The organism is Curtobacterium sp. MCSS17_011 (assembly GCF_003224275.1).
Taxonomy (GTDB): Bacteria; Actinomycetota; Actinomycetes; order Actinomycetales; family Microbacteriaceae; genus Curtobacterium.
Genome location: NZ_QKLE01000043.1, coordinates 1 through 13,331, shown reverse-complemented (window position 1 = coordinate 13,331; position 13,331 = coordinate 1). Strand labels below are relative to the sequence as shown.

The window sequence follows — 13,331 nt, the reverse complement described above, 5'->3', positions numbered from 1 at the left end:
GCTCGACGTGCACCCGCTCGTGCCGGAGCACCCCCGGGCCGTCGTTGTCGCGGGTCAGGTACACCGACCCGACGCAGGTGCCGCCGCGCCGGAAGACCCAGCGCGGCAGCCCCGTGCAGACCACGAGCCCGTCCTCCACCCGGATCCGCCCGGTCGACAGGGGGACGCCCACGGCGAGCCCGACGGCGGTCGCGAACACCCACCCCGCACGGGACACGGGGGAGTCGAGCAGCGGGTTGCGCACGCTCAGGCCGGGCGGCCGTACGTCTCGAGCAGGCGGAGCCAGATCTCGTTCATCGTCGGGTAGGCCGGCACCGCGTGCCACAGGCGGTCGATCGGGACCTCGCCCACGACGGCGACGGTGGCGCCGTGCAGCATCTCGGCGACGTCCTGGCCGACGAACGTGACGCCCACGACGACCCCGCGGTCCTCGTCGACGACCATCTTCGCGCGGCCCGTGTAGCCGTCGGCCTGCAGGGAGGACCCGGCGATCGCACCGAGGTCGTACTCGACCGCACGGACGTTCAGCCCCTGCTCGCGGGCCTTCTCCTCGGTCAGGCCGACGCTCGCGACCTCGGGGTCGGTGAAGGTGACCTGCGGCGAGGCGGCGTGGTCGGCGGTGGCGACGTGTGCGCCCCACGGCTCGGTGTGCAGCGGCGTGCCCTGGTACCGGGCGGCGATCGCCTCGCCGGCCGCACGGGCCTGGTACTTGCCCTGGTGGGTGAGCAGGACGCGGTGGTTGACGTCACCCACGGCGTACAGCCAGTCGGTGCCGTGCACGAGCATGGTGTCGTCGACGTCGAGCCACTCGCCGGGGGTGAAGCCGACGGTCTCGAGCCCGAGGTCACGCGTGTGGGCGGCACGACCGGTGGCCGCGAGCACCTCGCTCGTGATGACCGTGGTGCCGTCGTCGAGCTCGGTCGTGACGAGGCCGTGCTCGTCGCGGTCGACCCGGACCGGGTTGACGCCGGTGCGGACGTCGACACCGAGTTCGCGCAGGGAGTCGGCGACGAGTTCCCCGGCGAAGGGCTCCATGCCGCCGAGCAGACCGTGCCGGGCGACGAGGGTGACCTTCGCGCCGAGGGACGCCCACGCGGTCGCGAGCTCGGAGCCGGAGACGCCGCCGCCGATGACGAGCAGACTCTCGGGGACCTGCTGGGCGCTCGTGCCCTCGCGGGTGCCCCACGGCTTCGCCTCGGCGAGACCGGGCACCGGGGGCAGCGTGTGCAGGGAACCGGTGACGACCGCGACGGCGGCGCGCGCGGTGTGCGTCTCGCCGTCGACGTCGATGGTCTTCGGGTCGGTGATGCGGGCGTGCCCGCGGATCAGGTCGATCCCGGCGGACTCGAGCCACGAGACCTGGCTGTCGTCCTTCCAGTCGGAGGTGAACGAGTTGCGGCGGGCGAGCACGTGGGCGGCGTCGAGCGTGCCGGTCACGGCCTGCTTCGCACCGTCGAGCCGCTTGGCGGCGGCGAGGGCGTGTCCGCTGCGCAGGAGCGCCTTCGAGGGCATGCACGCCCAGTAGGAGCACTCGCCGCCGACGAGCTCGGCCTCCACGATCGCGACCGACAGGTCGCGCTTCCTGGCGTAGTCCGCCACGTTCTCGCCGACAGCGCCGGCTCCGATCACGATGAGGTCGTAGTCCGTCATGCTGCCGAGCCTACGCGGACCGGCAGGGGGGCCGCCGGTCGCGTCGTGCCCGTGGTCAGCCCACCCGGGAGGCGCTGGTCACCGCTCCGACGACGCGCAGGATCACGCCGAGGTCGTCCACCGCCCGGTCCGGGTCGACGGGGGCGAAGCCGGTGAGCGCCGCGCCGACGAGGCGGCGGCCGCGGGTCGCGGCCTGGATGCGCTCGACGAGCGCTGCGCCGTCGAGGCCGAACGGCACGGGTTCGAGGAGTCCGTCGACCTCGGAGGGGTCGAGGACGTCGAGGTCGACGTGCACGAAGACCGATGAGGCGCCGGTCCGCTCGACCGCTGCGGCGAGGGCGTCCGGGGTGGCGGCGTCCACGTCGAGGTGCACGATCCCGGCCTTGTCGAGGGCGGCCCGTTCGGCGTCCTCGACCCCGCGGACCCCGGCGACGACGACCGAGGACGACGGCACCACCGGCAGGCCGGGGAACAGGTCGTCGGGGCGGTCGACCAGCAGGCGCAGGGCGGCGGTCTCGGCGGCGACTGGCTGGGCCCGGTTGAGCGCACGGTACCCGCTGGACCCGGAGATGCGGACGAACGCGGTGTCCGGTGCGAGGGCGGCGGTCGCGCCGAGGACACTGGCGCCGTCGCCGCCGACGACGAGCACCGGTTCGGTGGAGACGGCCGTCTCTTCCGCGACGCGTTCGGCGACGGCGAGCACCGAGGTGTAGCGGGCGACAGCGGTCTCGAGGCGGTCACCCGCTCCGGCCGGGACGTCGACCACGGTCGTGGACGCCCGGGGCAGGTCGGCTGCGATCGCCGACGCACCGTCTCCCAGGCGCATCGCGCGCGACGACGCCGAACCCTGCCACTGACCGACCACGAGGAAGTGCATCGTCTCAGTCTGTCAGCTGGGGTCCGGCGTCGTCAGGGCGTTCGTCAGATGCTCGAGGATCCGCCGGACTTGAGCGCGGCGAGCCGTGCTTCGACCTCGGCGTCCTTGCCGACGTCCTCGAGGCTCTCGAACTGGGCGTCGAGGCTGGACGACTGCAACTCCTGCTGGCCGAGCACCTTCGCCTCTTCGCGGCGGACCTTCTCCTCGAAGCGGCCGAGGTCGCTCGTCGGGTCGAGCACGTCGATGTTGCCGAGCGCGTCGTTGACCCGGGACTGCGCCTCGGCGGTCTTCGAGCGGGCGACGAGGTTGTCCCGCTTCGCGCGGAGCTGCTCGAGCTTCTGCTCCATGCCGGCGAGGCCGGTCTTGAGCTTCTCGACGGCCTCGTTCTGCGACGCCAGGTTCGGCTCGGCGTCCTTGACCTCTTGTTCGGCGGCGATCTGCTTGCCGATCGCGATCTTGGCGAGGTTGTCGAACTTGTCCGCCTCGGCCGACTTGCCCTCGGCGCGGTACTTGTCGGCGGCGGTGGAGGCGTTGGCGGCCTTCTGACCCCACTCGACCGCGGCCTTCTTGTCCTCCTCGTGGTCCTGCTCGAGCAGGCGCACGTTGCCGATGGTCTGCGCGATCGCGGTCTTCGCGTCGGCGATGTTGTTCGTGTAGTCGCGGACGAGCTGGTCCAGCATCTTCTGCGGGTCCTCGGCGTCGTCGATGATCTGGTTGATGTTCGCGCGCACGAGGGTGGAGATGCGTCCGAAGATTGTCTGCTTGGCCATTGCTGTTCCCTTTCGTGGAAGTCCTGTGGAGGGTGGTGCCGGGTCGTGTCTGGTCGTGTCGAGTTCGTGGTGTGCGGCCGGGCGACCGGTCAGAAGCGGCCGCCGCCGGAGAAGCCGCCGCCGCCGCCACCACCGCCGCCTCCGCCGAAGCCGCCACCGCCGCTGAAGCCCCCGCCGCCGCCGAAGCCGCCGCCCCCGAAGGAACCGCCGCCGTAGCTGCCGCCGCGACCGCCGAGCAGGCCGCCGAGGACGATGCCGGTGACGAGCCCGCCGAGCTGGGCGCCGCCACCACCGCCCTGGCCGCCGCCCCAGCCGCCCAGGTCGTCGTTCGCGGCGTCCATGGCGGCGGCGGCGTACTGCTCGGCCGCGCGTGCGGCGTTCAGCGCCTGACCGGGGTTGCTCGGCGCGAGCTCGACCGCGTCGTCGTAGGCGCGCTGCGCTTCGGACAGCCGGGTCCGGGCGGTCGGGCCGATACCGCCGCGGTGCAGGGAGACGTAGTCGCGGGCCTGACTGATCCGGCTGCGGGCGTCACGGAGTGCGGCGTCGAGCGCCTGCGTGGCCCGTCGGCGCTGTTCCTCGGCACCCCGCGCTGCGGCGATGGCCTGGTCGATCTCGGTGTTCGCGCGGGTCAGCGCGTCGACGGCGGCCACCGGGTCCTTCGGGTCGAGCCCCTGGCGGAGCACGGCCTCGGCGCGGGTTACGGCGGCGGCGAGGTCCGGCCCGCCCGAGCGCAGGCTGCGGGCGGCGGCGACGTCGCCCTGGATGTCGATGCGCATCGCCTCGGCGCGGGCGGTGGCCTCGTCGAAGGACTGCTCGGCGGCGAGTGCACCGTCGGTGAGCTGCTGCACCTGGGCGAGCGCGTGCTGGGCGTCACGGACGGCGACGACGGCCTCGCCCTTGTCACCGGCGGCGATGGAGGCGGTGGCGGCGTTCGAGCGTTCGGTGGCGAAGGCGAGCACCTGGTGTGCCTGGTCGACGTTGTTCGCCACGGTCGCGAGGGTGCGTCCGGTGTAGCGGGCGCGGACGCGGTCGAGTGCAGCGGCGGCGGCTCCGACCGAGGCCGGTGCGGCGGCCACGGCCTGGGCGAGCGACGCGGCTGCGTCCTCGATGCCGTCCTCGAGCGACCGGAGCTGGTCGAACGCCTCGGTCTGCTCCTCGATCGCGGCGTGCGCGCGCTCGCAGATCACCATGATCTGGTTCGCCCACTCGGCGCGCTGCTGGGGGGTGTCGGGGATCTCGTCGTCGAGCTGCTGCCGGATCGTGAAGGCCTTGCGGACCTCGCGCTGAGCGGCCTGGACGGCGTCGGCGAAGGGCTTGGCGGCGTCGGCGCCGAACTGCGCGCTCGCGAACCCGACCTCTTGCTCGGCGGTGCGGAGTTCGTCGTCGATGGTGACCAGGGCACCGCCGGCGGTGCGTTCGAGGTCGGCGAGCGAGGCTTCCTGCGCCTTGGTCGCTGCGGCGGTGCGGCGCTTGTTGCGGGTCCGGATGACGATGACCACGACGATGAGCCCGACGACCACGACGAGCAGCAGGATCCACAGCGAGGTGAGGTCGACCGGGGCCTGCGACTGGGTCAGCCCGTCGGCGAAGGCCACGGCGGCGCCGGACCAGTCGCCCTGCTTGAGCTCGGGGAGCAGCGAGTCGTTGACGGCGTTCTCCACGTCGGACGAGGAGATCGCGGTCTCGTTCGTCTGCTGGACGTCGTAGTTGCGCTCGTCGACCGCGACCGAGAGCAGGATGCCGTCGGTGTCGATCTGGTTCTGCTCGAGCACGGCCCGACCCCACTCGGTGTGGTCGGTGGGGTCGGTGAAGGACGGCACGAACACGACGAACAGCTGCGTCTGGGTCTCGGAGTACAGGTCCTGCACGGCCTGCTCGACCTTCGACTGCTGGGATGCGGTCAGCGCGTCGGCCTCGTCGAGGACGTACGCGCCGCCCAGGTCGACGGGCGCCGTGGCGTGGGCGGTCGCTGCCGGAGCCAGGACGATGAGCATCGCGACCAGGGCGGCCGTCACACGGCTCCACAGCCGCGTTGTCCCCCTGTGCCCGCTCGATCCGTCCGTGCCCGATCCGTGCTGGACCGCTCGCATCCGTCCTCCGTCCGTCGCCGGTCGGTACCCCGTGGCACCGCACCGGACCGCGCCACGAGTGCGCTGTCGCCCGGAGTCTATCCAGGCCACGCAGGGACACGGACAGACTCTGGGGGAACGCTCCGGACCGTGCTTCCTGTGGACGTCTTGTCCCCCGTACCGGGGTATGCTGGCGCCACTGTTCGAGGATGAACGGAAGGGGAAGAACGATGGAACGCACCATGAGCACCGAGGTCGTCCCGCTCGAGGACGGCTACCACCGGGTGTCGACTCCGGCGACGGGCGTGATCGGTTTCGTGCGCGAGCACGACGGCCGCTACGAGGTCCTGCGCGGACGTGTTCGCCAGGCGACCCGCTCCGAGGGGCTGTACAGCACCATGAACGTCGCGCTCATCGCGCTGACGCACGCCTGATCCGCCCTGGGCGCGACCACACGACCGACGGGCGCTGCCCTGGTCGGTGGGTCGCGCCTCCAGACCGTCACGGTGACGCTCCGGACGCCGGCCGCTGACCGCGCGGACGACCGGGAGGCCCTCGTCGCCGCCGTCGCGTCGGCGACCGGCGTCGAGTCGGTCGCGGTGCGCGCGGGGCGCGTCTGCCCGCACTGTGCGGGAACCGACCACGGTCGTCCGTGGGCGACCGTCGCGGGCACCACGGTCGGCGTGAGCCTGTCGCGCGCAGCGGGGGTCGTCGCCCTCGCGGTCGGACCGTCGGCGCTCGGCGTCGACGTCGAACGGGTGTCGCGGGTCGCTGCCGCGTCGCTCGACGCGTTCACCCCGGACGAACTCCGTCGAGCCGACGGGGACCCCGCGCTCCTCGCCACCGCGTGGGCGGCCAAGGAGGCCGTGCTGAAACGCGACGGACGCGGACTGCGCGTCGATCCGCTCGCGGTGGAAGTCGACGTGGCCGCCGGCACCGCGCGCTTCGAGGGTGACGGACAACCGCTCACCGTGCTGTACCCCGCGCCGGACGTGGTGCTCGTCGTCGCGGCGGGTGGCCTGTCCGTCGACGTGGTCGGGACGGTCAGCGGGGGAGCGTGAGCACCTCGGCGCCGTCCTCGGTGATCGCGATCGTGTGCTCGGTGTGCGCCGTCCGTGCTCCGGTGGCGCTCCGCAGGGTCCAGCCGTCGGCGTCGGTGACCAGGAGGTCGGTGTCCGCCATGACCCACGGTTCGAGCGCGAGCAGGAGCCCGGGCCGGAGCGTGTAGCCGCGACCGGGGCGCCCGGTGTTCGACACGTGTGGGTCCTGGTGCATGGTCGAGCCGATGCCGTGCCCGCCGAACTCGACGTTCACCGGGTAGCCGGCGGCTTCCAGCACGGTGCCGATCGCGTGGGACAGGTCACCGATGCGCGCACCGGGTCCGGCGGCGGCGATGCCCGCGGCCAGCGCCCGTTCGGTGGCGTCGATGAGCGCCAGGTCCTCGGGGCGCGGGGTGCCGACGACGAAGCTGATCGCGGCGTCCGCGGCGATGCCGTCGAGGGACACCGCGAGGTCGAGGGTGAGCAGGTCCCCGTCGCGCAGCACCTGGTCGTGCGGGAGCCCGTGCAGCACGGCGTCGTTCACGGCCGTGCAGATGTGGTGGCCGAACGGACCGCGGCCGAACGAGGGCGCGTAGTCGACGTAGCAGGAATCGGCGCCAGCGGCCTCGATCATCTGCTTCGCCCACCGGTCGATCTCGAGCAGGTTCGTGCCGACGCGGGTGCGATCGCGCAGGGTCTGCAGGATCGTGCCGACGAGGGCTCCGGTGGCGCGGCCCTTGTCGACCTCGGCGGGGGTCAGGATCTCGATCACACGGATGATCATACCGGTATTACTATGTGGGCATGGTCCGTCTCCCACTCCGCCCCGACGAGGTCGCGCGCGGTCGTCGCCTCGGTGCGCTGCTCCGCCGTGCGCGTGGTCCGCGATCAATCGTGGACACCGCCCTGTCCGCGGGGATCTCGCCGGAGACACTCCGGAAGATCGAGACCGGCCGCATCGCGACGCCGGCGTTCTCGACGATCGCGTCGGTCGCGGGCGTGGTCGGGCTGTCGCTCGACGCAGTGTGGTCCGAGGTCACCTGCGACCCGGCCGACGGCGAGCTCGCGGGCTAGCCGACGCGGCGGCGGCGCCTGCTAGCCGACGCGCGGCGCGGGCAGTGCCGGCACCGACGTCTCGTCGATCCAGGGTCCGGTCACCGCACGGACGTCCGCGACGGAACGGCCGGTGGCGTCCGCGAACGCACCGAGCACGTCGGGCACGGAGACGGATCCGTGCCGGTGCCGCTCGGTGATGCTCCGCAGCCCGGTGAAGAAGGCGTCGTCGCCGGTCGTGCGGCGGACGGCGTGCAGGGCGAGGGCGCCGCGCTTGTAGACGCGGTCGTCGAACATGTCCTTCGCACCCGGGTCGCCGACGACCAGGTCCTCCGGCTGCTCGAGCAGTCCCTGCCGGTACCGCTCGGCCAGCTGGTCGGCGGTGTCGTCGCCGCGGTCCTCCGACCAGAGCCACTCGGCGTAGCAGGCGAACCCCTCGTGCAGCCAGATGTCCTGCCACCGGGTGACCGTCACGGAGTTGCCGAACCACTGGTGGGCGAGCTCGTGCGCGATGAGGCGGTCGGTGCCGTGCTCGCCGTCGACGTGGTTCCGGCCGAACACCGCCAGCCCGTGCGCCTCGAGCGGGATCTCCAGGTCGTCGTCGGTCACCACGACGCCGTACGCCGCGAACGGGTAGGGGCCGAACCGGTCGGTGAACAGCGCGAGCATCTCCGGCACCTGGCCGAAGTCGGTCTTCGCGGCGGCGGCGAGGTCGGCGGGGTGGTGCAGCGTGACGGGTACTCCGCCGGTGCGCAGCTTCGTGGTGCGGTACCGGCCGATCTGCACGGTCGCCAGGTACGTCGCCATCGGCTCGGTGGTGGCGTAGGTCCAGCGGGTGCCGACGCGGTCGCGCTCCTTGGCGAGCAGCTCCCCGTTCGCCAGGACGTCGTACGCCGCCTCGGCCGCGATCTCGATCCGGTACGTAGCCTTGTCGTCGGGGCGGTCGTTGCACGGGAACCACGACGGTGCTCCCGTGGGCTGCGCCGCGACGATGACGCCGTCGGACAGTTCTTCCCAGCCGAGCTGGCCCCACGCGCTCCGGACGGGGTGCGGGGTGCCCCGGTACCGCAGGTGCACGCTGAACACGGTGTCGGTGGCGATGGGGTCGGCCGGGGTGACCGTCACCTTGTGCGTCGCGGTCGAGACCTTCTTGGCCCGGCGCCCGTCGACGTCCACCCGGTCGACCGTGAGCCCGTGCAGGTCGATCACCACCCTGTCGAGCGGCTCGAGGGCGCGCGCGGTGATCGTGGCGGTGCCGTCCAGGCGGTTCGTGGCGACGCGGTAGTCGAGACGGAGCTCGTAGTGCTCGGCGCTCCACCGTCGGTCGCCGCTGTGCGGGGTGTACGGGTCAGCGGCGGGATCGGAGGGCACGGGGACAGTCAACCTCATGGCGCCGGTGGGGCGGTCACCGACGGTGCTGCCGATGTCCACGGAGCGATCGGGTTGCCGGACCAGCGGGAACCCGTCGGCACCTGCTCGCCCCGCATCACGAGCGACGAGGGCCCGACGGTCGCCCCGGCACCGATGCCCGCCGCGGGCAGGACGACGCTGTGGGGCCCGAGCGTCGCACCCGCGTCGAGCCGGACCGTGTCGAGCTGCATCACACGGTCGTGGAACAGGTGCGTCTGCACGACCGTCCCGCGCGCCACCGACGCCCCCGACCCGATGGTGACCAGGTCGGCCTCGGGCAGCCAGTACGTCTCGAGCCAGGTGCCGCGGCCGATCGTCGCACCGAGGCTCCGCAGCCAGACGGCCAGCGCCGGGGTGCCGGTGGCCTGCTCGGCGAACCACGGCCGGGCGACGGTCTCGACGAAGGTGTCCTGTACCTCGTTGCGCCACACGAACGACGACCACAGCGGGTGCTCCCGGGCGGTGATCCGGCCGACGAAGGTCCACTTCGCGATCGTCGACACCACCGCGGCGACGGCACCGGCCGCGATGAGCACCGGACCGGCGAGCAGCACCGTCCACCCGATCCCGACGGCCGACCACAGCGCCAGCAGTGCTCCGGCCACGCCGAGCGCGATGGCGGCGGACACCATCGGGCCGACCAGGCGCAGCAGCTCCCAGCACCCGCGGGCGACCTTGAGTCGCCTGGACGGACGGAACGTGCGCGCCTCGTCGAACTCCGTCGCCGCACGCCGCAGGCGCACCGGGGGCGACCCGAGCCACGACGACCCGCGCTTGGCCTTCTTCGGCACCGCGGACAGCACCGCCACCAGGGCCTCGCGCGGCACCGAGCGTCCGGCGCCCGTCATGCCGCTGTTGCCGAGGAACGCCCGACGGCCGACCTTCGAGCGACCGATCCGCACCCGACCGCCGCCGAGCTCGTACGTCGCCACCATCGTGTCGTCGGCCAGGAACGCCCCCGACGCGATCTGCGTCAACGCCGGGATGAGCAGCACCGTCGAGATCTCGGTGTCCCGACCGACCCGGGCGCCGAGCAGCCGCAGCCACACCGGCGTCACGAGCGAGGCGTACAGCGGGAACAGCAGGGTGCGTGCCGCGTCGAGCACCCGCTCGGTCGACCACACCTGCCAGCCGATCCGGGAGCGCACCGGGTGCCGCCCCTCGTGCAGGCCGATGCCGAGCAGCCGAACCGCGACCACCACGAGCAGCGCGTACACCGCACCGGCGACGACCGTCGCCAGGGGGACCGTCACCAGCGCACGCAGCACCGCGTCGCCCAGGGTCGACGCCCGCCCGACCAGGGCGAGGGCGACCAGCAGCCCGACCGCGACACCGACCACCGGCAACCCGGCCACGGCCAGGGACCCGGCCCCGTACGCGAGCAGCCAACGTCGACGGGTCGCAGGACGGGCCTCCCGGTCGTCACGAGCCGACCCGGTGCGCTCCGCCGGCGCCCCTGCCCAGCGTTCGCCCGCCGGCACCGAGCCGCCGACGGCGGAACCCGCCGTGATCTCGGCACCCGCACCGACGTGCGCCCCGGGCAGCAGCGTCGTCCGGCTCCGCACCACGGCGTCCTCGTCGATGCGGACGTGCCCCAGGTGGAACACGTCGCCGTCGAGCCAGTGCCCGGCCAGGTCGACCTCGGGCTCGATCGAGGCACGCTTGCCGATCGTGAGCATCCCGGTCACCGGCGGCAGCGTGTGCAGGTCGACGTCCCTGCCGATCCGCGCCCCGAGTGCCCGGGCGTAGTAGCTGATCCACGGGGCACCCGCGGTCGAGGGGCCGTCGACCGCCTCGGCGATGCGCTCGGTCAGCCAGACCCGCAGGTGCACCGGACCACCGCGGGGGTACGACCCCGGCCGGACCCCGGCGAGCAGCAGCCGCGCCAAAACCACCGTCAGCGCCATCTTGCCGATCGGCGTCACGAACACCAGGAGCGCGAGCACCAGCACCGGCCAGGGCAGCACCGGCAGGAACGGCAGCGTCGTCGCGTGCAGCACCGCAGCCACCAGGGCCGTCCACGTCAGCACCCGCAGCCCCCGGAGCACCTGCACCGGCAGCCCGAGCAGCGTCATCAGCAGCCCCGTCGACGGGGGCACCGGAGACACCTCGCGCGACGATGTCGCCACCGGGCCGGACTCGTCCAGCGCCGCCGCCAACGCCCCGATCCGCGGGTGGTCGTACACGTCCGCCACCGTCGTCGTCGGGAACCGCTCCCGGATGGCCGACACCAGCTGCGCCGCCGTCAGCGACCCACCGCCGTGCGCGAAGAAGTCGTCGTCGACGCTCGCCACCGGCACCCCGAGGATCGCCGACCACCGCTCGGCGATCCACGCCACCGTGTCCGGCAGCATCGCCGCGTCCGAGGCCCCCGGCAACGGCCACGGCAGGGCCGCACGGTCGACCTTGCCCGACGTCCGCGTCGGCAGCGACTCCACCACGGCCACCAACGGCACCAGCGCCGCCGGCAGCTCCTGCCGCAACCGGGCGTTCGCCGCAGCCACGTCCACCGTCGCCCCGGCCACCGGGGCCACGTACCCGACCAGCACCTGGTTGCCCGCCGGGGTCCGCTGCACCACCGCGGCACCACCCGCCACGTCGTCCAGGGCCTGCAGCGCCGCATCGATCTCCCCGAGCTCGATCCGCCGGCCACCGAGCTTCACCTGGTCGTCCGCACGCCCCTGGAACACCAGCCCCTCGGGCTCGTAGCGCACCAGGTCCCCGCTCCGGTACGCCCGCTCCCACCCGAGCTCCGGGAACGGCGCGTACTTCTCCGCGTCCTTCGCCGGGTCCAGGTACCGCCCCAGCCCGACCCCGCCGATCACCAGCTCGCCGACGCCTCCGGGCGCAACACGGGCCCCCGACGCATCGACGACCGCCAGGTCCCACCCGTCCAACGGCAAGCCGATCCGGATCGGCTGGCTCCCGTCGAGCAGGGACCCGCACGCCACCACCGTCGCCTCGGTCGGCCCGTACGTGTTCCACACCTCACGGTCACGACTCGCGATGCGCGCCGCCAGCTCCGGCGGGCACGCCTCACCACCGAAGATCACCAGCCGCACCTGCTCCAGCGCATCGTCCGGCCACAACGCCGCCAGCGTCGGCACCGTCGACACCACCGTGATCGTGTGCGCGATGAGCCACGGCCCCAGGTCCACCCCCGTCCGCACCAACGACCGGGGCGCCGGCACCAACGCGGCACCGTGCCCCCACGCCAACCACATCTCCTCGCACGACGCGTCGAACCCCACGCTCAGACCCGCCAGCACCCGGTCAGCCGGACCGATCGGCGCCGCCTGCAGGAACATCCGAGCCTCGGCGTCCACGAACGCGGCAGCCGACCGGTGCGTCACCGCCACACCCTTCGGCACACCCGTCGACCCGGATGTGAAGATGATCCACGCGTCGTCGGTCTCACGGGGGAGTCCGGCGCTCGCCGCGGGGTCCGTCACCGGGAGCTCGTTGCCGTCGCGGTCGCGCAGGACACCGCCCGCGCCGATCACCCCGACGACACCGGCCTCGCCGAACACCAGGGTGGCGCGTTCTTCGGGGTCGTCGGCGTCGACCGGTACGTACGCGGCTCCGGCGGCGAGCACGGCGAGGATCGACAGGTACAGGTCACGTCCGCCGGAGGGGATCCGCACCCCGACCCGGTCGCCCCGTCGGACACCGCGGCGGGCGAGGTCGTCGGCCTGGGCGCGCACGAGGTCGAGCAGGGTGGCGTAGTCGACGCTGCCGGCGGGGTCCTCGAGGGCGGTCGCATCGGGATGCGTCGCCGCGGTCGCGGCGAGGACGTCGAACAGGGTCCGTGGGGCGGGTGCGTCGCCGCCGCGGGCGAGTTCGAGCTGCGCGTTCCCGGTGCCGGTGGTCATCGAGGCCTCTTCCCGGTCGCGTGCGGGACGACCGGCCCGTGATCCTAGGGGGTCGAGGTGTCCTGCTCGGGAACGGACGGTGCCCCACCGGTCGGGTCGAGCGCCGCACGTGCCGCGTCGAGCGCCGTCGCGATCCCGACGGAGTCGTCCAGCGAGTGCACCGGGGACTCCGTGCGGCCGTCCGCCACGTACTGCGCGAGCGATGCCGCCTGCCACACGAGTCCCTGACGACCCCGCAGCCCCGTCGGCTCCTCCCAGTGGTCCTCCCCACCCCGGTGGTGCACCGCGAATGACGCCGGGAACACGAAGTGGTCGGTGTACCGGACCGTCGCCCGGCTCCCGGCGATCACCGCCAGCCCCGGCGTCCACGCCGTCATCGACGTGGCCACCACCGACTGCGCGCCACCCTCCGCCGTCGACACGGTGACGGACTGGAGGTCCACCCCGCGATCCGAGACCGCCCCCGTCGTGCTGCTGGTCACCGGGGCGCCGGTGGCGAACCGTGCGAACCAGTGCCCGTACACACCGGCGTCGAGGAGCGCACCCCCACCGGCGGCGGGGTCGAACATCCGGTCCGCCGGGTCCGGGTC

General features: G+C 73.3%; 11 protein-coding genes and 1 pseudogene. 3 read left to right on the top strand and 9 right to left on the bottom strand.

The annotated features are described in order from the left end of the window. The 5 genes from DEJ17_RS17050 to DEJ17_RS17030 form a co-directional block, all read right to left on the bottom strand. A partial coding sequence (locus DEJ17_RS17050; protein ID WP_110895564.1) for a Fe-S oxidoreductase occupies positions 1-244 on the bottom strand: 244 nt, incomplete at its 3' end. A gap of 2 nt (positions 245-246) precedes the next feature. Beyond that, positions 247-1,650, bottom strand: coding sequence for an NAD(P)/FAD-dependent oxidoreductase (locus DEJ17_RS17045; protein WP_110895562.1), 1,404 nt, complete (start codon positions 1,648-1,650; stop codon positions 247-249). Positions 1,651-1,705: 55 nt separating this feature from the next. After that, positions 1,706-2,527 (bottom strand): arginase family protein, encoded by an 822-nt coding sequence (locus DEJ17_RS17040; protein ID WP_110895559.1) that lies wholly within the window; start codon positions 2,525-2,527, stop codon positions 1,706-1,708. Positions 2,528-2,571: 44 nt separating this feature from the next. Beyond that, a complete protein-coding gene (locus DEJ17_RS17035) occupies positions 2,572-3,297 on the bottom strand; it encodes a PspA/IM30 family protein (RefSeq protein WP_110895557.1) in 726 nt (241 codons plus the stop codon). An 89-nt stretch (positions 3,298-3,386) separates the two neighbouring features. Next, a complete protein-coding gene (locus DEJ17_RS17030; protein ID WP_181421270.1) occupies positions 3,387-5,312 on the bottom strand; it encodes a YgcG family protein in 1,926 nt (641 codons plus the stop codon). 296 nt (positions 5,313-5,608) lie between these two features. Here DEJ17_RS17030 and DEJ17_RS17025 point away from each other — a divergent pair, with 296 nt between their 5' ends. Beyond that, a complete protein-coding gene (locus DEJ17_RS17025) occupies positions 5,609-5,800 on the top strand; it encodes a hypothetical protein (RefSeq protein ID WP_146245409.1) in 192 nt (63 codons plus the stop codon). 72 nt (positions 5,801-5,872) lie between these two features. Next, positions 5,873-6,427, top strand: a complete 555-nt coding sequence (locus DEJ17_RS17020; protein WP_181421269.1) for a 4'-phosphopantetheinyl transferase superfamily protein — start codon at positions 5,873-5,875, stop codon at positions 6,425-6,427. Here DEJ17_RS17020 and map read toward each other — a convergent pair. Further along, a complete protein-coding gene (gene map / locus DEJ17_RS17015) occupies positions 6,411-7,178 on the bottom strand; it encodes a type I methionyl aminopeptidase (RefSeq protein WP_110895566.1) in 768 nt (255 codons plus the stop codon). The two genes, DEJ17_RS17020 and map, sit on opposite strands and share 17 nt — an antisense overlap. Positions 7,179-7,210: 32 nt before the next feature. On the opposite strand from map, the gene DEJ17_RS17010 reads away from it, so the two are divergent. Further along, the gene (locus DEJ17_RS17010) at positions 7,211-7,480 is read left to right on the top strand and encodes a helix-turn-helix domain-containing protein (RefSeq protein ID WP_110895548.1); all 270 of its coding nucleotides are present in this window, start codon (positions 7,211-7,213) and stop codon (positions 7,478-7,480) included. A gap of 21 nt (positions 7,481-7,501) precedes the next feature. On the opposite strand, the gene DEJ17_RS17005 is transcribed toward DEJ17_RS17010, so the two are convergent. The 3 genes and pseudogenes from DEJ17_RS17005 to DEJ17_RS17935 form a co-directional block, all read right to left on the bottom strand. After that, positions 7,502-8,830, bottom strand: a complete 1,329-nt coding sequence (locus DEJ17_RS17005; protein WP_258366880.1) for a M1 family metallopeptidase — start codon at positions 8,828-8,830, stop codon at positions 7,502-7,504. A 14-nt stretch (positions 8,831-8,844) separates the two neighbouring features. Further along, the gene (locus DEJ17_RS17000; RefSeq protein WP_110895545.1) at positions 8,845-12,741 is read right to left on the bottom strand and encodes a Pls/PosA family non-ribosomal peptide synthetase; all 3,897 of its coding nucleotides are present in this window, start codon (positions 12,739-12,741) and stop codon (positions 8,845-8,847) included. 44 nt (positions 12,742-12,785) lie between these two features. Further along, positions 12,786-13,331, bottom strand: a pseudogene (locus DEJ17_RS17935) (gfo/Idh/MocA family oxidoreductase); the annotation flags it as partial.